At 72.6% G+C, this 19,871-nt stretch carries 19 protein-coding genes; 15 read left to right on the top strand and 4 right to left on the bottom strand.

The window, feature by feature from the left end; all coding sequences use genetic code 11:
* The first annotated feature begins 32 nt into the window (after positions 1–32).
* From ribD to BLW14_RS27035, 10 genes are all read left to right on the top strand, one after another.
* Positions 33–1,133, top strand: coding sequence for a bifunctional diaminohydroxyphosphoribosylaminopyrimidine deaminase/5-amino-6-(5-phosphoribosylamino)uracil reductase RibD (gene ribD, locus BLW14_RS26990; RefSeq protein ID WP_093709744.1), 1,101 nt, complete (start codon positions 33–35; stop codon positions 1,131–1,133).
* On the top strand, positions 1,134–1,751 hold the full coding sequence (locus BLW14_RS26995) for a riboflavin synthase (RefSeq protein WP_093709745.1): 618 nt from the start codon (positions 1,134–1,136) through the stop codon (positions 1,749–1,751). It abuts the gene before it with no gap.
* A complete protein-coding gene (locus BLW14_RS27000; RefSeq protein ID WP_093709746.1) occupies positions 1,748–2,392 on the top strand; it encodes a nicotinamide mononucleotide transporter family protein in 645 nt (214 codons plus the stop codon). Before BLW14_RS26995 ends, BLW14_RS27000 begins: the two co-directional genes overlap by 4 nt.
* Complete coding sequence (locus BLW14_RS27005; RefSeq protein WP_093709747.1) at positions 2,389–3,687, top strand: bifunctional 3,4-dihydroxy-2-butanone-4-phosphate synthase/GTP cyclohydrolase II; 1,299 nt, start codon at positions 2,389–2,391, stop codon at positions 3,685–3,687. Before BLW14_RS27000 ends, BLW14_RS27005 begins: the two co-directional genes overlap by 4 nt.
* A 40-nt stretch (positions 3,688–3,727) precedes the next feature.
* Positions 3,728–4,213, top strand: coding sequence for a 6,7-dimethyl-8-ribityllumazine synthase (gene ribH, locus BLW14_RS27010; protein WP_018524272.1), 486 nt, complete (start codon positions 3,728–3,730; stop codon positions 4,211–4,213).
* Between the two features lie 34 nt (positions 4,214–4,247).
* Positions 4,248–4,520 carry a phosphoribosyl-ATP diphosphatase gene (locus BLW14_RS27015; protein WP_093709748.1) on the top strand — a complete coding sequence of 91 codons (273 nt, stop codon included), beginning with the start codon at positions 4,248–4,250 and terminating at the stop codon, positions 4,518–4,520.
* A 63-nt stretch (positions 4,521–4,583) separates the two neighbouring features.
* Complete coding sequence (gene hisG, locus BLW14_RS27020) at positions 4,584–5,432, top strand: ATP phosphoribosyltransferase (protein ID WP_018524274.1); 849 nt, start codon at positions 4,584–4,586, stop codon at positions 5,430–5,432.
* Positions 5,433–5,455: 23 nt separating this feature from the next.
* Complete coding sequence (locus BLW14_RS27025; RefSeq protein WP_093709749.1) at positions 5,456–5,920, top strand: PH domain-containing protein; 465 nt, start codon at positions 5,456–5,458, stop codon at positions 5,918–5,920.
* A 387-nt stretch (positions 5,921–6,307) separates the two neighbouring features.
* Positions 6,308–7,669 (top strand): hemolysin family protein, encoded by a 1,362-nt coding sequence (locus BLW14_RS27030; protein ID WP_093709750.1) that lies wholly within the window; start codon positions 6,308–6,310, stop codon positions 7,667–7,669.
* Complete coding sequence (locus BLW14_RS27035; RefSeq protein WP_093709751.1) at positions 7,666–8,763, top strand: hemolysin family protein; 1,098 nt, start codon at positions 7,666–7,668, stop codon at positions 8,761–8,763. Before BLW14_RS27030 ends, BLW14_RS27035 begins: the two co-directional genes overlap by 4 nt.
* Before the next feature lie 59 nt (positions 8,764–8,822).
* On the opposite strand, the gene BLW14_RS27040 is transcribed toward BLW14_RS27035, so the two are convergent.
* Positions 8,823–10,727, bottom strand: coding sequence for an AAA family ATPase (locus BLW14_RS27040; RefSeq protein WP_177154109.1), 1,905 nt, complete (start codon positions 10,725–10,727; stop codon positions 8,823–8,825).
* A 395-nt stretch (positions 10,728–11,122) separates the two neighbouring features.
* Positions 11,123–11,704, bottom strand: a complete 582-nt coding sequence (locus tag BLW14_RS27045; RefSeq protein WP_093709753.1) for a uridine kinase family protein — start codon at positions 11,702–11,704, stop codon at positions 11,123–11,125.
* 189 nt (positions 11,705–11,893) lie between these two features.
* Between BLW14_RS27045 and BLW14_RS27050 the strand changes: the two genes are divergently transcribed.
* Together BLW14_RS27050 and BLW14_RS34050 are read left to right on the top strand one after the other, a co-directional pair.
* A complete protein-coding gene (locus BLW14_RS27050; RefSeq protein ID WP_093709754.1) occupies positions 11,894–13,246 on the top strand; it encodes a peptidase C39 family protein in 1,353 nt (450 codons plus the stop codon).
* 252 nt (positions 13,247–13,498) lie between these two features.
* On the top strand, positions 13,499–13,648 hold the full coding sequence (locus BLW14_RS34050) for an SCO1431 family membrane protein (RefSeq protein ID WP_107468448.1): 150 nt from the start codon (positions 13,499–13,501) through the stop codon (positions 13,646–13,648).
* 64 nt (positions 13,649–13,712) lie between these two features.
* On the opposite strand, the gene BLW14_RS27055 is transcribed toward BLW14_RS34050, so the two are convergent.
* A complete protein-coding gene (locus BLW14_RS27055; protein WP_093709755.1) occupies positions 13,713–14,987 on the bottom strand; it encodes a glycoside hydrolase family 18 protein in 1,275 nt (424 codons plus the stop codon).
* Positions 14,988–15,370: 383 nt separating this feature from the next.
* On the opposite strand from BLW14_RS27055, the gene BLW14_RS27060 reads away from it, so the two are divergent.
* Entirely contained in the window at positions 15,371–16,543 is a 1,173-nt protein-coding gene (locus BLW14_RS27060) for an acyl-CoA dehydrogenase family protein (protein ID WP_093709756.1), read from the top strand.
* Between the two features lie 398 nt (positions 16,544–16,941).
* Here BLW14_RS27060 and BLW14_RS27070 read toward each other — a convergent pair whose 3' ends face one another.
* The gene (locus BLW14_RS27070; protein WP_093709757.1) at positions 16,942–17,337 is read right to left on the bottom strand and encodes a hypothetical protein; all 396 of its coding nucleotides are present in this window, start codon (positions 17,335–17,337) and stop codon (positions 16,942–16,944) included.
* A gap of 201 nt (positions 17,338–17,538) precedes the next feature.
* On the opposite strand from BLW14_RS27070, the gene BLW14_RS27075 reads away from it, so the two are divergent.
* Together BLW14_RS27075 and BLW14_RS27080 are read left to right on the top strand one after the other, a co-directional pair.
* Entirely contained in the window at positions 17,539–17,979 is a 441-nt protein-coding gene (locus BLW14_RS27075) for an Lrp/AsnC family transcriptional regulator (RefSeq protein ID WP_018103953.1), read from the top strand.
* Between the two features lie 139 nt (positions 17,980–18,118).
* Positions 18,119–19,720 (top strand): amidohydrolase, encoded by a 1,602-nt coding sequence (locus BLW14_RS27080; protein WP_093709758.1) that lies wholly within the window; start codon positions 18,119–18,121, stop codon positions 19,718–19,720.
* Positions 19,721–19,871 lie beyond the last annotated feature (151 nt).

Below are 19,871 nucleotides of genomic sequence, written 5' to 3' on the forward strand. Positions count from 1 at the left end.
GGAGTCCGTGCCCGAAGAGGCAGGAGGACCCGGTGGACACCGCAGCCGACACCACCGCCATGCGCCGAGCCATCGCGCTCGCCGCCCGCGGTCTCGGCTCCACCAGCCCCAACCCGGTCGTCGGATGCGTCGTCCTCGACGCCGCCGGTCAGACCGCGGGCGAGGGCTTCCACCAGCGCGCCGGCGGCCCGCACGCCGAGATCCACGCCCTGCGCGCGGCCGGCGACCGCGCCCGCGGCGGCACCGCCTACGTCACCCTCGAACCCTGTAACCACACCGGCCGCACCGGCCCCTGTGCCCAGGCGCTCATCGAGGCCGGCGTCGCCCGGGTCGTCTACGCGGTCGGCGACCCGAATCCGCAGGCCACCGGTGGTGCCGAGACCCTTCGCGCGGCCGGCGTCCGGGCCGAGGCGGGCCTCCTCGCCGCCGAGGCCGAGGCCGGCAACGCCGCCTGGCTGACCTCGGTGCGCCGGGGCCGCCCGCACGTCACCTGGAAGTACGCGGCCAGCCTGGACGGCCGGGTCGCCGCCGCCGACGCCACCAGCCGCTGGATCAGCTCCGCAGAGTCCCGCGCCGACGTCCACCGGCTGCGCGCCGAGGCCGACGCGGTCGTCGTCGGCTCCGGCACCGCCCGCGCCGACGACCCCCAGCTCGGGGTGCGCGGCGTCGACGGCGCGGTCCAGCCCCTACGGGTCGTCGTCGACACCCGCGCCACCGTCGTCCGGCCCGGCGCCCGGGTCCTGGACGCCTCCGCGCCCACCCTGGTCGCGGTCGCCGAGGACGCCGACGCCCGCCACCTGCCCGACGAGGCGGTCCTGCGCCTCCCGCGTGCCCACGGCGGCTCCGGCCTCGACCTGGAGGCCCTGCTCGCCGCCCTCCACGAGCGCGGCGTGCGCTCCGTACTCCTCGAAGGCGGCCCGGTCCTGGCCGGCGCCTTCGTCGCCGCGGGACTCGTCGACAAGGTCGTCGGCTATCTCGCCCCCGTCCTCCTCGGCGCGGGCCCCGCGGCCCTCGCCGACGCCGGAATCCCCACCCTCGCCCAGGCGTTGCGCCTCGATGTGACGGAGACCGTCCGCATCGGCCCCGATCTGCGCGTCACCGCCGTTCCCGGCCCCGCCCGGAAGGAAAACTGAGTGTTCACCGGAATTGTCGAAGAACTCGGTGAGGTCACCGCCGTCGAGCAGCTCGACGACGCCTCCCGCTTCCGTCTGCGCGGCCCCGTCGTCACCGAGGGCGCCAAGCACGGCGACTCGATCGCCGTGAACGGCGTCTGCCTGACCGTCGTGGAGCTCGGCGAGCACGAGTTCACCGCCGACGTGATGGCCGAGACCCTGAACCGCTCCAGCCTCGGTGCCCTGACGACCGGCTCCCGCGTCAACCTCGAACGCCCCATGGCGCTCGGCGGGCGGCTCGGCGGCCACATCGTCCAGGGCCACGTCGACGGCACCGGCCGCATCATGGAGCGCCGGCCCTCCGAGAACTGGGAGATCGTGAAGATCTCGCTCCCGGCCGCCCTCACCCGGTACGTGGTGGAGAAGGGCTCGATCACCGTCGACGGCGTCAGCCTGACCGTGGTGGAGGCCGGACCCGACTACTTCACCATCAGCCTCATCCCCACCACCCTCGCGCTGACCACGCTCGGCATCAAGGGGCCCGGCGACCCGGTCAACCTCGAAGTGGACGTCATCGCCAAGTATGTCGAGCGGCTGCTCGGCGACTCCGCGCCGCGGACCGGGGAGGAGGCGGAATGAGCGCCCTGCACTGGCTGAACTCCGAGGCCTTCACCGTCCTCGACCAGCGCATCATCTGGTCCGACATGATCGGCAACACCGTCGGCCTGATCGCCCTCGCGCTCGGCTGGCTGCGCTCGATCTGGACCTGGCCCGCCCAGCTCCTGTCCGGCGTGGTCCTGGTCGCCGCCAACGTCTCCGTCCAGCAGGCGGGCAGCGTCGGCAAGCAGGTCATCGTCATCGCCGTCGCCGTCTGGGGCTGGCAGCAGTGGACCCGGGGCCGGCAGCGGGCCCAGGACGGCTCCATAGCGGTCCGCTTCGCCACCTGGCGCGAACGCGGCTACCTGGTCGGCGGGGCCGCCCTCGGCACCCTCGCGGTCGGCGGCCTGTTCACCGCCTTCCCCTCGCTCTCCTGGAGCCCGTGGGCGGACGCCTACATCTTCGCCGGCACCCTGGTCGCGATGCTCGCCCAGGCCCGCGGCATGGTCGAGTTCTGGTTCGCCTGGCTCCTCGTCGACCTGGTCGGCGTCCCGCTGAACTTCCACAGCGGCCTCGCCTTCTCCGGTCTGATCTACGTCGTCTACGGCGCCCTCGTCCTGTGGGGCATGCGCGACTGGTGGCTGCGTACGCGGACACCCGCTCTGAAGGGAGCCACGGCATGACTGCCCAGCCCACCTGGCTGCACCCGGAACACGGGACCCCCGTCGAGGACCTCGCGCTCGACCCCGTCGAGCAGGCCATCCGCGACATCGCGGGAGGCCGGCCCGTCGTGGTCGTGGACGACGAGGACCGCGAGAACGAGGGCGACCTCGTCATCGCCGCCGAGAAGGCCACCCCCGAGATCATCGCCTTCATGATGAGCGAGTGCCGCGGCCTGATCTGCGCGCCCATGGAGAGCGACGAGCTGGAGCGGCTCGACCTGCCCCAGATGGTCGGCCACAACACCGAGTCGATGCAGACCGCGTTCACCGTCTCCGTCGACGCCTCCGCCGCCCACGGCGTCTCCACCGGCATCTCCGCCGCCGACCGCGCCACCACGCTCCGCCTGCTCGCCGGCGGCACGGCCGGCCCCGGCGACTTCGTGCGCCCCGGCCACGTCTTCCCGCTGCGCGCCCGCTCCGGCGGGGTGCTCGTGCGCAACGGCCACACCGAGGCCGCCGTCGACCTGGCCCGGCTCGCCGGCCTGCGGCCCGCCGGGGCGATCGTCGAGATCGCGGGCGAGGACGGGGTCATGCTCCGGCTGCCCCAGCTGGTGCCGTTCGCCCGCAAGCACGGCCTCACGATCATCTCCATCGAGGACCTGATCGCGTACCGCCGCAGCAACGAACCCACCGTCCGCCGCGAGGCCGAGGTCCGGCTGCCGACCCGCTTCGGCGCGTTCACCGCGTACGGCTACCGCTCGACCGTGGACGGCGTCGAGCACGTCGCGCTGGTCCACGGCGACCTCGGGGACGGCGATGACGTCCTGGTCCGGGTCCACTCCGAGTGCCTGACCGGCGACATCTTCGCGTCCGAGCGCTGCGACTGCGGCCCCCAGCTGCACGCCTCCATGGAGCGGATCACCGACGAGGGGCGCGGCGTCGTCGTCTATCTGCGCGGCCACGAGGGCCGGGGCATCGGCCTGCTCTCCAAGCTGCGCGCGTACGAGCTCCAGGAGCGGGGCGTCGACACGCTCGACGCCAACCTGGAGCTCGGCCTGCCCGCCGATGCCCGGGACTACGCGGCCGGCGCCCAGATCCTCAAGGACCTCGGCGTCCACAGCCTGCGGCTGATGACCAACAACCCCGACAAGACCGCCGCGATCACCCGGCACGGGCTGACCGTCACCGGCCGCGAGCCGATGCCCGTCCAGGCCGGTGAGCACAACCTGCGGTACCTGCGCACCAAGCGCGACCGCATGGGACACGACCTGCCCTGGCTCGACGCGGCCACCGCGTCGACCTGCGGCAACCAGTAGCACCACCAGCAGTCACCCGTACAGAGAAGCCAGGAGAGACATGAGCGGCAAGGGCGCACCCGAACTGTCCGTACGCAACTGCGGTGACCTCCGTGTGGCGGTCGTCGCCGCACAGTGGCACGAGAAGGTCATGGACGGACTCGTCGACGGCGCCCTGCGCGCCCTGCACGAGCTGGGCATCGACGAGCCGACCCTGCTGCGGGTCCCCGGCAGCTTCGAGCTCCCGGTCGTCGCCAAGGTGCTCGCCGGACGCGGGTACGACGCGATCGTCGCCCTCGGCGTGATCATCCGCGGGGGCACCCCGCACTTCGAATACGTGTCCCACGGCGTCACCAACGGCCTCACCCAGGTCGCCGTCGACACCGGCGTCCCGGTCGGCTTCGGCGTCCTCACCTGTGACACCGAGGAGCAGGCACTCGACCGCGCGGGGATCGAGGGCTCCAACGAGGACAAGGGGCACGAAGCGGTCACCGCCGCCGTCGCCACCGCCGCCACACTGCGCTCGGTCAGCGAACCCTGGCGCTGAGTGCGGGCCCGGCACCCCGTATTCTGAGCACATCATGGCGAACAAAACCTTCGAAGAGCTCTTCGCCGAGCTGCAGCACAAGGCCGCCAACGGCGACCCCTCCACCTCCCGCACCGCCGAGCTGGTGGACAAGGGGGTCCATGCCATCGGCAAGAAGGTCGTCGAGGAGGCCGCCGAAGTCTGGATGGCCGCCGAGCACGAGAGCAAGGACGCCGCCGCCGAGGAGATCTCGCAGCTGCTGTACCACGTCCAGGTGATGATGGTCGCGCGCGGGATCTCCCTCGACGACGTCTACGCCCACCTCTGAGCCAGGCCCCGCACGCTCCCGTACGTCATCCCGCCACACCTTTCGCAAAGGAAACCCGACCTCATGCTGCGCATCGCCGTCCCCAACAAGGGTGCTATCTCCGGGCCTGCGATGGCGATGCTCCATGAGGCCGGCTACAAGCAGCGCAAGGAGTCGAAGGAACTCGTCCTCGTCGACCCCGCCAACGAGGTCGAGTTCTTCTACCTGCGCCCCCGCGACATCGCCATCTACGTCAGCTCGGGCCGCCTCGACATCGGCATCACCGGCCGCGACCTGCTGCTCGACTCCGGCGCCGAGGCCGAGGAGATCCTCCAGCTCGGCTTCGCCCGTTCCACCTTCCGCTACGCCACGAAGCCGGGCACCGTCACGGACCCCGCGGACTTCGGCGGCCTGACGATCGCCACCTCCTACGAGGGCATCGTCGCCAAGCACCTCGCCGAGTCCGGCGTCGACGCCTCCGTCGTCCACCTCGACGGCGCCGTCGAGACCGCCATCGAACTCGGCGTCGCCCAGGTCATCGCGGACGTCGTCGAGACCGGCACCAGCCTGCGCAACGCCGGCCTCGAAGTCATCGGCGAGCCCATCATGACCTCCGAGGCCGTCGTCATCCGGCGTACCGGCGCCCCCGGCGACGAGCCCAAGGTCCAGCAGTTCCTGCGCCGCCTCCAGGGCGTCCTGGTGGCCCGCAGCTACGTGATGATGGACTACGACTGCCGCGTCGAGCACCTGGAGCGCGCCGTCGCCCTCACCCCGGGCCTGGAGTCGCCGACCATCTCCCCGCTTCACCACGAGGGCTGGGTCGCCGTCCGCTCCATGGTCGCCGCCGCCGAGGCGCAGCGGATCATGGACGACCTGTACGACCTCGGCGCCCGCGCCATCCTCACCACCGCGATCCACGCCTGCCGGCTCTGACGGCGGGACGGAAGAAGAGCACGATGTCAGCCCCCACACCCCCGCCCGGCCCCCCGGCCCTGCCGGTCACCTTCCGGCCGACCCGCACCCGGGTGGTCCTGCTGACCGTCGGCGCGGCGATGTTCGCCGTCATCACCGTCGTCGCCTTCACCCTCGAACAGCTCAGCGGGGGAGAGCGGGTGAGCTTCGTCTTCACCGCGCTGCTCTTCTTCGCCGTCCTGGCGCTGCTCAGCCGCCCCAAGGTCGTCGCGGACGAGGAGGGCGTGACGGTGGTCAACCTCACGCGCACCCGGCGCCTCTCCTGGGCGCAGATCGTCCGCGTCAACCTGAGGGTGGGCGACCCGTGGGTCTTCCTCGACCTCAGCGACGGCACCAGCATGCCCGCCCTCGGCATCCAGCCCGGCATCGCCAAGCAGCGGGCCATCCAGGACGCCCGCGCCCTGCGCGCCCTCGCCGAGAACCACGGCACGGGCGCGGACAACGGCTAGAGGGCGGCTTGCCGGTCAGGGCCGGGTCCACGACGCCCGGCACTTCCCCAAGCTCTGAGCCGCGTTCGAGCAGGGGAGGCCCCATCCCCCGCCGCGTTGCCGAAACGCCCGAACAGCTCTGCCGTCAGGACGCTCCGGCGCCTTGCGATGCACCGCACCAGGCGCCGCGCCCTGTCCGGCCCTGACCGACAAGCCGCCCCAGCCCCTTGCCCCGTACCGCCTCCCGTTGATTACTCTGGAAGGCGGTGGCGCCCCGTGCGCGCCCCGCCCCGCCCGAAGGCCCACGCGGCCGGCGGGGATTTTCCTGCGACCCGAGGAGTGACTCCCTCCAGCAATGGACGGATCGTCCGGTAGTACCTGCGCCGCCCCCTCCGCGGAGGCGGCGGCATGACAACCCCCCTCTTGCTGCTCAGCGCGGCATTCCTTCTCATCCTCGCCAACGGCTTCTTCGTGGCGGCCGAATTCGGCCTCGTCACCGTGGAACGCGCGGACGCCGAGCGCGCCGCCGCCGAGGGCGACCGGCGGGCCCGCTCGGTCACCGACGCCCTGCGCGAGCTGTCCTTCCAGCTCTCCGGCACCCAGCTCGGCATCACCATCACCTCCCTGGTGGTCGGCATGCTCGCCGAACCGGCGCTCGCCCAGCTGCTGGACGGACCCCTGGCCCTGACCGGCCTGCCCGACGGCGTGGTCCCCACCGTCAGCGTGGTGACCGGCATGCTGCTCGCAGCCGCCGTCCAGATGGTCATCGGCGAACTCGTCCCGAAGAACTGGGCGGTCTCCCGCCCGCTCACCGTCGCCCGGTTCGTCGCCGGACCGCAGGCCCGCTTCACCCGCCTCTTCCGGCCGGTGATCGGCGCCCTGAACACCGCGGCCAACCGGCTCGTACGCCTCCTCGGCGTCGAGCCCACCGAGGAGCTGGCCTCCGCCCGCACCCCCGGCGAGCTGGTCTCCCTCGCCCGGCACTCCGCCGAGGCGGGCACCCTCGAACAGGACACCGCCGACCTCTTCGTACGGACCCTGTCGCTCGCCGGGCTCACCGCCCAGCACGTGATGACCCCGCGCGTGAAGGTCAGCGCCCTCCAGACCTCCGCCACCGCGGCGGACGTCCTCAACCTCACCCGCGCCACCGGCCTGTCCCGCTTCCCCGTCTACCGGGAGCGCATCGACGAGGTCGTCGGCATGATCCACCTCAAGGACGCCCTGGCCGTCCCGGCCCCCGACCGGCTCCGCACCACGGCCGGGCGGATCGCCGTGCCGCCGCTCCTGGTGCCCGAGACGCTGCCCGTCGAACAGCTGCTCCAGCGGCTGCGCAAGGAGCAGCCGATCGCCGTCGTCGTCGACGAGTACGGCGGCACCGCCGGGGTCGTCACCCTGGAGGACATCATCGAGGAGCTCGTCGGCGAGGTCCGCGACGAGCACGACGCCGAGGGCGCCGACCGCCCCGAGCTGGCCCCCGCCCCGCCCGAGGACGGCAGGCCCGCCTGGGACGCCGAGGGCAGCTGCCGGGTCCTCACCCTGCGCCGCATAGGACTCGACGTGCCCGACGGCCCGTACGAGACGGTCGCCGGGCTCGTCGCCGATCTGCTGGGCCGCATCCCCGCGCCCGGCGACCGGGCCGAACTCCCCGGCTGGCGGATCGCGGTCCGCCAGGTCGGCCACTACCGCGCCGAGAAGGTCCGCTTCGTACGCGTGGCCGAGCCGGCCGGTGCGGACACCTCGGAGACCGCCGTACTGGAGGCAGCCCGATGAGCCTCGTCCAGCTGGTCTTCGCCGCACTCCTGGTCCTGGCCAACGGCTTCTTCGTCGGCGCGGAGTTCTCCCTCGTCTCCGTGCGCCGCAGCCAGGTCGAACCCCTCGCCGCGGCCGGTTCCGGCCGCGCCCGCCAGGTGATGTACGGCCTGGAGAACCTGCCCCAGATGATGGCGGCGGCCCAGTTCGGCATCACCGTCTGCTCCCTGACCCTGGGCGCCGTCGCCGAACCCACCGTCGCCCACCTCCTGGAGCCGGTCTTCGCCGCGGTGCACCTGCCCGAGGGTCTGATCCACCCGCTCGGTTACGTCCTCGCGCTCGTTCTCGTCGTCTTCCTCCACCTCGTCATCGGCGAGATGGTCCCGAAGAACCTGGCGATGGCCGCGCCGGAGAAGACCGCGCTCTGGCTCAGCCCCGGCCTCGTCGGCTTCGCCCGGCTCTGCCGGCCGGTCACCGCCGCGCTCGGCGCCTGCGCCCGGCTCGTGCTCCGCCTCTTCGGCGTCGAACCGAAGGACGAGGTGGAGGCCGTCTTCACCAGCGAGCAGCTCAACCGGCTCGTCGAGGACTCCGGTCAGGCCGGCCTCATCGAACCCGAGGCGCAGGAACGCCTGGAGGACGCCCTGGAGCTGGGCAGCCGCCCGGTCACCGACGTCCTGCTGCGCCGGGCGTCGCTGGTGACCGTCGACCCGTCCGTGACCCCGCGCCGGATCGAGGAGCTGACGGTCCGCACGGGCTTCTCGCGCTTCCCGGTCTGCGCCGAGGGCGGCGGCCCCTTCATGGGCTACCTGCACGTCAAGGACGTCCTGGACCTGGAGGACCGCGAGCGCGCGGTGCCCCAGCAGCTGTGGCGCCCGATGGCGACCGTACGGGCCGAACTCCCGCTGGACGACGCCCTCACCGTGATGCGGCGCGCCGCCACGCACCTGGCCCAGGTCGCGGACGCCTCGGGGCGGGTGCTCGGCCTGGTGGCGATGGAGGACGTCCTGGAGACGCTCGTCGGCGAGGTACGCGACCCGGCGCACCGGGTCGCGGAGCCGCGCCGCACGGAGGAGCGGACGACGGACCCGGAGGGAGCGGGCGCCCTGGTGGGCTGAGCCGTCCCCGTACCCCTGCCGCCCGTCACCGGAACGCTCCGGTGACGGGCGGCGCGGTTTCAGATGCCCGGCGGTTCCTGCTGCCCCCGGCCGACCGGCCCGCGCCCCGACAGCACCTCGCCGTACGCCTGCATCAGGTCCGGCAGCCGCAGCGTCGCCAGGTCGTCCCGGGACGGCACCGTCGTACAGCCGGAGAGCCGCAGGTCGCGGTAGGCGCAGCTCTTCTCGTACAGGGTCCGCAGGAAGCGGCCGTTGCCCAGCTCGTCCAGCCAGCCCTGGCCGACGACATGGCCGCTGATCGAGCGCAGCTCCTCCAGCGACTCCTCGTCCCAGACGTCGCCGTTCTCCGCGGCCAGCACCTCGCCGATCGCGGTGAGTTCCAGCGGCCGGTAGCTGGGGAAGTCCACCCGGGTCGTGAAGCGCGAGGAGAGCCCGGGGTTGGTGGAGAGCAGCCGGTCCATGCCCTCCGGATAGCCGGCCAGGATGACGACGAGATGGTCCCGGTTGTCCTCCGCCCGCTTGAGCAGCACCTGGAGGGCCTCGTCGCCGTACGCGTCACCCTTGCTGTACCCGGTGTTGGAGAGGCTGTACGCCTCGTCGACGAAGAGCACCCCGCCGAGCGCGGAGTCGATCAGCTCGTTCGCCTTCACCGCGGTCTGGCCCAGGAACTCGCCCACCAGATCGGCCCGTTGCGCCTCCACGAGGTGGTCACCGCCGAGCAGGCCGAGCGCGTAGAACACCCGGCCCAGGATGCGGGCCACCGTCGTCTTGCCGGTGCCGGAGGGCCCGGAGAAGACGAAGTGCCGCTTCGGCGGCTGTACGGGCAGGCCTTGGCCCGCCCGCAGCCTCGCCATGTTGAGTTGCGCCGACAGGGCCTTCACCTGCCGTTTCACCGGCTCCAGCCCGACCATCCGCTCCAGCTCGGCCAGCGCCTCGGCCAGCAGCCCCGGGTCGCTGGGCCCGGCCGGGAAGGGCTGCGCCGGCGCCGAGGTCTTGGCCCGTACGCCGCCGGGGAGCGGGGACACCCCGACGCCCGGCGGGTCGGCGGGCTCACCGCCCGGCGACAGCTCCCGGCCGTCCCCCTGGTCGGCCCCCGGTGACGGCACGGACTCCGTGAGGCCCTCCGCGTAGAACCCGTCGGCCTCCACACCGGTCAGGGACACGGCCGCGAGACCGGACATGTCGTCGGGGCCGTCGAGCCCGTCGTAGTCCGCGATGGCGGCGAGGCGCGCGGAGGTGTCCATGAAGGCGGGGTCGATGCGGTGCACGGCGCGGTACAGCGGCAGGGCGGCGGCGCTGCGGCCGGTTCCCTCGTGGGCGCGGGCCAGCCAGTAGCGCAGCTCCTTGCGCTGGGGCTGCTCGCTGCGGCAGCGCATCAAGGCGGTCGCGAGCATCGGCTCGGCCTGCCCGTACATCTCCAGCCGCACGCGCGCCATCCCGCCGAACAGACCGGCCTCGATACCCAGCATCGGGTCGTCGATCAGCTGCTCGGTGTGGCGTACGAGCTGCTCCCAGTCCTTGACCAGATAGGAGCGGCAGGCGTGCAGGAAGCGGACCTGGGGATCGGTCTCGACCGGTGGCAGCGCGGCCAACGCCCGGTCCAGCTCGGCGACATGGCGGCCGTCCAGCCAGTGCGAGGCGTGCGCGAGCAGCAGGTCGCGGGGGCTCTCCAGGACCGGTTGCACCCACCAGCCCAGCCAGTACCAGGAGTTGAGCGTGCGCCGGTGGCGGCCGCGCTGTTCGCCGAAGCGGTCGCGGTGTCGGTGCATGTGCAGCAGGGCCGACGCCGTGTCGACGCGCAGCGCGTGCAGCCCCAGCCAGGCGTCCGCCATTCCGGGGTCCTGGCGCACGGCGGCCCGGAACTCCTCCTCGGCCTGCGGGTAGGCGCCCATCGTGTAGGCGTCCACGCCCCGCAGCCAGGCGAGGTCGGCGGGGGCCTGTGCGCCCTGCGTGCCGAAGTCCATCAGGTCCCCCACAAACGTGCCCCCAGGATGTCCCGCCGCCCGAACGCCCGCCGAGGCGCGCCGAACCACTGTGCCGAGGACGGGAATTGACCGCACCGAGAGGCATCGTACCTGTGCGGTGCGTATCCGACGAAGGGTGCCGCAGGCCCCGGACGCGTCGTGACCCACGGTGAGGGCGAGAGGGTGGGGGAGGTGCGGGGAGCACAGGACGAAGCCCCCGATCACGGGGGAACAACCGGGGGCTTCGCGTCTGTGGGGGCTCCGAAAAGCCGCACATTGAGAACGTAAGACCTGTACCGCCCCCGGGTCAAGCGTAGTTGAGGTGGTTCCGAGCCGATTTCCGGCTGCTCAGTACGGGGACGCGAGTCGGTCACACCGGGTGACGAAACGGTTCGTCACCGCTCCTGCACGGGTCCCTCGTGCCACTCGTCCCCCACCGGCAACTGCCGTACCAGGGCGTCCGCCCAGGGGCGCGACGGGTCGGCCGAGAAGTGCGCCGTCTCGGCCGCTGTCCAGCCGTCCCAGAAGGAGCGCAGCGCGGGCCCGTCGCGCCGCCGGCCGCGTTCCCAGGACTCCTCGGGGCCGAGGTCCATCCACAACAGCCGTGCCAGCAGGGGCCGCAGGGCGCGCCGGCCGGCCCCGACCCCCTCGACGACGATCACCGGAGCCGGCTCCAGGGTCCTGACCGGTCCGAAAGCGCGTGCAGTCCAGTCGTACGGCGCGTAGCGCGCGGGCTCGCCGCGCGACAGCGGTCCCGTCACCTGCTCGCGCAGCCGGTCCGTCCAGGCGAACAGCTCCTCGTGCGTCGCGAGGTCGTCCAGGTGCAGTACGGGTGCGTCGCCGAGTGCCGCCGCGAGCCGGCCGGCGAAGGTGCTCTTGCCCGATCCCGCGTGCCCGTCGACCGCGATCAGCCGTACCGGCCCGCAGGACGGCGGGAGGGCGCGCAGCCGGGCGGCGAGGGGAGCGAGGTCGTCCATGCGCCCAGCCTACGAGCCGGGGAGTGCGGTAGCCCGTTCGGCCCAGCCGCAGGTCACGTCAGTGGTAGAGACCAATATTGATCGATCGGCACGGGTCGAATCGCTGGCCGAACCGGGACGCGAACCGCGATAGTTGGCGCACTGTCGTGCACCGCAGCCCCATTCCGCCGACGACCGGGGGTCTCGCCCATGCCCAGTCCCACCTCACGCCGTACCGTGCTCGCCGCCGCCATCGCCGCGGCCGCCGGCGCCGGAGCGCTGTCGTCCGCCGCCTCCGCGTCCGCCGCCCCGCGTCGCGACAGGCCGGCGCCGCCCTCCGTGGACAACCACGCCTGGACCACGTACGCCGACTGGCGCTTCGGCCACGCCGCCGGGACCCGCGCGGTCGCCGGCCGCCGCGCGGGCCTCGCCATCGCGCACCCGCTGGGCCGTACGGACTACACCGACCCGCACACCGGCACCACCGCCACGTGGGAGTACGCGACCTGGACCTCGCCGGTGCACCGCTCGTCCGTCCCCGCGACCGAGGTCATCGCCTCCTGGAACGCGGACACCCCGGCCGGTACCTGGATCCGGATCGAACTGTCCGGCCGCTACTCGGACGGCACCGAGACCCCCTGGTACGTGATGGGCCGCTGGGCCGCCGGTGACGGGGACATCCGGCGCACCTCGGTGGACGACCAGGGCGACGGCAAGAGCTCCATCTGGACGGACACCTTCTCGGTCGACGACGCCGCGAGCGGCTTGCGCCTGCTGTCGTACCGCCTCCGGCTGACCCTGTACCGCACCCCGGGCACCCGGCTCACGCCGACGGTGTGGCGCGTGGGCGCGATGGCCTCGGACATCCCGGACCGCTTCACGGTGCCGGCGAGCACCCCGGGCCTGGTCCGCGAACTCGCGGTGCCCCGCTACTCGCAGAACGTCCACGTCGGGCAGTACCCGGAGTACGACAACGGCGGCGAGGCGTGGTGCAGCCCCACCTCATCGCAGATGATCATCGAGTACTGGGGCCGCAGGCCCTCCGCCGCCGACCTCGCCTGGGTCGAGCCCGGCATACAGGATCCCCAGGTCTGCCACGCCGCGCGCTACACGTACGACAACCAGTACGAGGGCTGCGGCAACTGGCCCTTCAACGCCGCCTACGCGGCCACGTATCGCGACATGAGCTCCGCCGTCACCCGCCTCGGGTCCCTGAAGGACGTGGAGACCCTGGTCCGCGCGGGCATCCCCGTCATCACCTCGCAGTCCTTTCTCAAGGAGGAGCTGACCGGCGCGGGCTACGGCACCTCCGGCCACCTGATGACGGTCATCGGCTTCACCGCGGACGGCGACGTCATCGCCAACGACCCCGCCTCCCCGAACGACGACGCGGTCCGCCACGTCTACAAGCGTCACGAGTGGGAGACGATCTGGCTGCGCACGAAGCGGTACGACGCGAACGGCAACGTCAAGAGCGGCACGGGCGGGGTCTGTTACGTCTACTGGCCGGCCCAACCGAGCCCGGCGCAGCGCTGGGCACTGAGGTCGTTCGGGCTGGTGTGAGCCGGACCGCGGTCGCGGCGTAGGAGGCACGCCGGCTCCGACGATGTGGTGTGCGGCACATCCGGGGCCGCGCCCGCCTTCCCGTCCGTACGGTTTGCGCACGTCGCGGGGGCGGCGGCGGCCCGGGACACACCGGGCCGTCCCGGGGCAGTGACGGACATCTCTACCCAGGGGCGCGCCGGGCTGGCACTGTGGTCGGGTCCCGGCCGGGTGCCGGGTACATCTTCTGCCCGGCCGACCGAACGAGATGCCATGAGCGCGACTGCCGCCACCCTCACCGCCGCCCGCCGCCGCGCCCGCACCGGTGGCCCCGACGACGGCCCCAAGCTCCTCGAGCACGTGATGGGCTGGACCCTCGTGGTCGTCGTCGCCATGCTCGTCACCCAGCTCGGCCTGCTCTAGGACGCAGGTGAGGGGCGGAGAGCCCGACCGGCTCCCCGCCCCTGGTCCTCATCGCGCCACCGGGTCAGTCGATCGCCTTGATCAGCTCGCCGTCGGTGGTGTCACCGCTCAGCTCCCAGAAGAAGGTGCCGCCCAGGCCCTGCTGGTTCTTGTACGCCATCTTGGTGCCGATGGTGGCGGGGGTGTCGTAGCTCCACCAGTTGGTGCCGCAGTGCGCGTACGCGGTGCCGGCGACGGTGCCGGTGGTGGGGCAGGTGTTCTTGAGGACCTTGTAGTCCTCGATGCCGGCCTCGTACGTGCCGGGGGCCGCGCCGGTGGCGGTGCCGCCGGGTGCGTCCTGCGTGACGCCGGTCCAGCCGCGGCCGTAGAAGCCGATGCCGAGCAGCAGCTTGGAGGCCGGGACGCCCTGGGCCTTCAGCTTGTCGATGGCCGCCTCGCTGTTGAAGCCCTCCTTGGGGATGCCCTCGTAGGAGGTGAGCGGCGAGTGCGGGGCGGTCGGGCCCTTCGCGTCCCAGGCGCCGAAGAAGTCGTACGTCATCGGGTTGTACCAGTCGACGTACTCCGCCGCGCCGCCGTAGTCGACGGCGTCCAGCTTGCCGCCGTCGGAGCCGTCCGCGCTGATCGCCGAGGTGACCAGGTTGTCGGTGCCGAACTTCGTACGCAGCGCCGACAGCAGGTTGCCGTAGGCGTCCCGGCCGCTGGTGTCACAGGTCGGGCCGCAGGCGTTGGGGTACTCCCAGTCGATGTCGATGCCGTCGAACACGTCGGCCCAGCGCGGGTCCTCGACCAGGTTGTAGCAGGAATCGGCGAACGCGGCCGGGTTCTTGGCGGCCTCACCGAAGCCGCCGGACCAGGTCCAGCCGCCGAACGACCAGATGACCTTCAGGCCGGGGTGCAGCTTCTTCAGCTTGCGCAACTGGTTGAAGTTGCCGCGCAGCTCCTGGTCCCAGGTGTCGGCGATGCCGTCGACCGACTGGTCGGCCGTGTACGCCTTCTCGTAGTCGGCGTACAAGTCGCCGACGGTGCACTTGCCGCCCTGGACGTTGCCGAAGGCGTAGTTGATGTGCGTGAGCTTGTCGGCCGAGCCGGAGGTCTCGATGTTCTTCACGTGGTAATCGCGGTCGTAGACACCCCATTCCGTGAAGTATCCGACCACCTTGTCACCGGCCGCTGTGGGGGCGGCGGGTGCTGCTGCCGGTGCGGCGGCCCGGGGCGCGGCGGGGGCCGCGCCGGCGGAGCCGGTGCCGGCGACGCCGAGCAGGGCTGCGCCCAGGGCGGCGGTACACGCGGCAGCGGCGACAGCCCGAAGCCGGGCTCCCGGGCGATGCAGTCCGGTCATGGTTGCTCCTCGTGGGGGAGGGGACGTGCCAGTGGACGACCGGCTTCCGGCGCTCGTACAGGGTTGGCATGAACGCGGAGAGCCGGTTCGCTGGAGACCGTAGGTGGACTAGACCAGTCGGGTCAATGGTTCGGACCAATATCGATGATCGCCGCGGCCCGGAAGCCCGTTGATCCGTATGTCCGGTCGACCGGTGACGGATACCGTCCGATCGGGCATACTCGACCCGCCACAGCCGCCTGCCTGCGCCTCTCGTAATCCGGGAGGGCAACATCGGCTGGGCAGCAGTGAATTCGGGCATCGCCCGGAGATCCCCCCGGCGGCGCCGCTCACACCCCGCGCGCGCGACCGCCGCAACGCCCGACAGGGAGGAGAGCGCCGTCATGTCCGACCGTGCCCCGCAGTGGGTCGAACGCCGACTGCCCACCGAGGAGTCCAGCCAGCTCGTCGACCTCGTGCGCGACATCGTCCAGCGGGAGATCGCGCCGCGGGCCGCCCAGGAGGAGGAAGCCGGCCACTTCCCCCGCGAGGTCTTCACCCTGCTCTCCGAGTCCGGTCTGCTCGGACTGCCCTACGACTCCGAACACGGCGGCGGCGACCAGCCGTACGAGGTCTACCTCCAGGTCCTCGAGGAGCTCAGCGCCGCCCGGCTCACCGTCGGCCTCGGCGTCAGCGTCCACTCCCTCGCCTGCCACGCGCTCGCCGGCTACGGCACCAAGGACCAGCGGACCGAACACCTCCCGGAGATGCTCTCCGGCGGCCTGCTCGGCGCCTACTGCCTCTCCGAGCCCGCCTCCGGCTCCGACGCCGCCTCACTGCGCACCAAGGCCGTCCGGGACGGCGACGACTGGGTCATCACCGGCACCAAGGCGTGGATCACGCACGGCGGCATCGCGGACTTCTACACCGTGCTGGCCCGCACCGGCGCCGAGGGCGCCCGCGGCATCACCGCCTTCCTCGTCCCCGGCGACGCCGCCGGGCTGAGCGCGGCCGTCCCCGAGAAGAAGATGGGCATGAAGGGCTCGCCCACCGCCCAGCTCCACTTCGACGGCGTACGCGTCCCCGACGCCCGGCGCATCGGCGACGAGGGCCAGGGCTTCGCCGTCGCCCTGTCCGCCCTCGACTCCGGTCGGCTCGGCATCGCCGCCTGCGCCATCGGGGTCGCCCAGGCCGCGCTGAACGAGGCCCTCGGCTACGCCACCGGCCGCGAGCAGTTCGGCCGCCCCATCGCGGACTTCCAGGGGCTGCGGTTCATGCTGGCCGATATGGCCACCCGGATCGAGGCCGGCCGCGCGCTCTACCTGGAGGCCGCCCGGCTGCGGGACGCCGGCCGTCCCTTCTCGCGCCAGGCCGCCATGGCCAAGCTCTTCTGCACGGACGCCGCGATGCAGGTGACCGTCGACGCCGTCCAGGTGCTCGGCGGCTACGGCTACACGCAGGACTTCCCCGTCGAACGCCTCATGCGCGAGGCCAAGGTGCTCCAGATCGTCGAGGGCACCAATCAGATCCAGCGGATGGTCATCGCCCGCCACCTCGCGGGCCCTGAGTCCCGCTGACCCGCAGCGGGCGCTCCGACCACACGGGTGTCGTCATGATCCGGTTCCAGTCCTGGTCATGGCGGCCCGGCAGCGTCCGGCCGGTGCTCTCCCAGTGCCGCAGCAGCGCACGGTAGATGGGCGGATCCGTCGAGTGGGGCACCGCGCGCGGAACCGAGCGCGGCGGTTCGGACTGCGAAGCCGGTACGGATCCGGACTGCGGAACCGATTCTTCGGCGGCCGGAGCGGCGAGACGGCGGCGACCGGGGCCGGCCGTGGGGTGCAGCAGCGTCATACCGGGCCAACGCCGGGGGGCGCGGCGGGGTCACTGCCTGTTTGATTCGGGCGCATGTTCACCCGCTTCTCCCCGGCTGCCGGGCCGCTCTCGCACCCCGGCCGCACGTTCGGGAGGGGGAGGTTCAGGCGGCCTCGCGCCGGACCTGGCGGGGCACCCGGATCGGGCGGGAACCCGCACCGCCGGCGTGCGAGAAGGGCTGCGTGCGCCAGTCGAGCCCCTGTGGGAGCGTCAGCAGCAGCGCGGTTTCCTGCTCCTGCGCACCGTCCGCCTCCGCGGGCCGGGCCCCGGCGGCACGCCCCGTACCGGGGCACACGGTGAGCACGAACGGATTCCACGGGGACGGGCACAGCGCGTGCTCCGGAAGCACGTCCTCGTCCGCGAGGAGTGCGATGGGCTGCGCGCAGTCCGGGCAGACGACCCGGTGCATTTCGAAGAAGTCGTACGCGTCGGGAGCGGCGTCGTCGAACGGATCAACAGGCTCCGGTTCGATGCGCGTGGTGAGCTTCAGGCTTGGCATGGGAATCCCCCCTCGGATGGGCCGTCAAGGCGCTGTGGCCCCGGCCACAGCAAGCACTTCCCGCCGCCGATCGGCCGTAACCGTTCCGTGTCCCACTACTGGCGCGTAAACCTGTGGTGTTGGTCACATGCCTGCCGCAGGTGTCGTCCCAAGGGCTGGGCAGCTGTGCCGGGAACGACTCAGGGCCATAGATTGATCCATATGGAGGAGCTGGACCGTCACATCGTGGAGTTGCTCGTCAAGGACGGGCGGATGAGCTACACCGACCTGGGCAAGGCCACCGGCCTGTCCACCTCGGCGGTTCATCAGCGCGTCCGCAGGCTGGAGCAGCGCGGGGTTATCCGGGGCTATGCCGCGGTCGTCGACCCCGAGGCGGTCGGCCTGCCGCTGACCGCGTTCATCTCGGTCAAGCCCTTCGACCCGAGCGCCCCGGACGACATCGCCGAACGCCTCGCCGGGGTCCCCGAACTGGAGGCGTGCCACAGCGTCGCCGGCGACGAGAACTACATCCTCAAGGTGCGCGTGGCCACCCCGCTGGAGCTGGAGAACCTGCTCACCCGCATCCGCTCCCTCGCGGGCGTCTCCACCCGCACCACGGTCGTGCTGTCGACCCCGTACGAGGCGCGCCCGCCGCAGATCTGAGGGGTGTCCGATGGGCCCCGCGACGCTGCGGGGACCCATCAGACACCCCCTCCAGGGGGGCGCGCACGGAGGGTGTGCGCGCAGGCGGGAGACTGGTGCCCATGACCGAGAGCACCGCCCCCAGAGCGAACACCGCACCGTGCTGCTGCGCGGTGGAGACGTCCACAGCCCCGCCGACCCCTTTGCCACCGCCATGGTGGTCGAACGCGGCCATGTCGCCTGGGTGGGCTCCGAGGGGGCCGCCGACGCCTTCGCGAGCGGCGTCGACGAGGTGATCGACCTCGAAGGGGCCCTGGTCACCCCCGCGTTCACCGACGCGCACGTCCACACCACGTCGACAGGCCTGGCCCTCACCGGACTCGACCTCTCCGGCGCCCGCACCCTGGGCGACGCCCTCGCGCGCGTCCGCGCCCACGTGACAGCCCACCCGGCCGGCAGGGTCGTCCTCGGCCACGGCTGGGACGCCACCCGCTGGCCCGAGCAGCGCCCGCCCTCGCGCGCCGAGCTCGACGAGGCGGCGGCCGGCCGGCCCGTCTACCTGCCCCGGATCGACGTGCACTCGGCGGCCGTCACCACCGCCCTGCTCGACCTCGTCCCCGGTGTCACCGCGATGGCCGGATACCACCCCGAGGGCCCGCTGACCGGCGCCGCCCACCACGCGGTCCGCGCGGCCGCCCACGGCGCCGTGGCGCCCGCACAGCGCGCCGAGGCCCAGCGGGCCGCGCTGCGCCACGCCGCCTCCCTGGGCATCGGTACCGTCCACGAGTGCGGAGGGCCCGACATCTCCGACGAGGAGGACTTCACCGGGCTCCTGAAGCTCGCCGCCGAGCAGCCCGGCCCCCGGGTCTTCGGCTACTGGGCCCAGCAGGTGGCCGACGAGAAGGACGCCCGGCGCATCCGCGAACTCGGCGCCGTGGGAGCGGCCGGCGACCTCTTCGTGGACGGTTCGCTCGGCTCGCACACCGCCTGCCTGCGCGAGCCGTACGCCGACGCCCCGCACACCGGCACCGCCCACCTGGACGCCGGGCAGATCGCGGCCCACGTCACCGCCTGCACCGAGGCCGGACTCCAGGCGGGCTTCCACGCCATCGGCGACGCCGCCCTCACGGCGGTCGTCGACGGCATCAGGACCGCGGCCGAGAAGGTGGGTCTCGCCCGGGTGCGCGCCGCCCGGCACCGCGTCGAGCACGCGGAGATGCTCACGCCCGAGACCGTGGCCGCCTTCGCCGAGCTGGGCCTCACCGCCTCCGTACAGCCCGCGTTCGACGCCGCGTGGGGCGGTGAGGAGGGCATGTACGCGCAGCGCCTCGGTGCCGGACGGGCCGCCACCCTCAACCCCTACGCGGCGCTCCTGCGGGCCGGTGTGCCCCTCGCCTTCGGCTCCGACAGCCCGGTGACCCCGCTGGACCCGTGGGGGACCGTACGGGCCGCCGCCTTCCACCGGACGCTCGAGCACCGCGTCTCCGTACGGGCCGGCTTCACCGCCCACACCCGGGGCGGCTGGCGGGCCGTGGGCCGGGACGACGCGGGGACCCTGGTGCCCGGCGCCCCGGCGGACTACGCGGTCTGGCGGACCGACGAGCTGGTGGTCCAGGCTCCGGACGACCGGGTCGCGCGCTGGTCGACCGATCCCCGGTCCGGGACGCCGGGGCTGCCCGACCTCAGCCCCGGCGCCGACCTGCCGGTGTGCCTGGGTACGGTCGTCCTCGGACAAACTGTCTACGTAAGGCCGAACGAGTGACGTGCGGGTGCGCCGCTCCGCCGATCGGAGGCGGTCCGGCTCTTCCGCCACCTGGGGATCTTCGGGACTGACCAGGCAATTTCGGTAATCGATGCAGGTCAGGCAACTATTGACAGAATGCGGCCATCGGCCGGTAGGTTCGGCCGAGTCC

The organism is Streptomyces sp. 2131.1 (assembly GCF_900105515.1).
GTDB lineage: Bacteria > Actinomycetota > Actinomycetes > Streptomycetales > Streptomycetaceae > Streptomyces > Streptomyces drozdowiczii.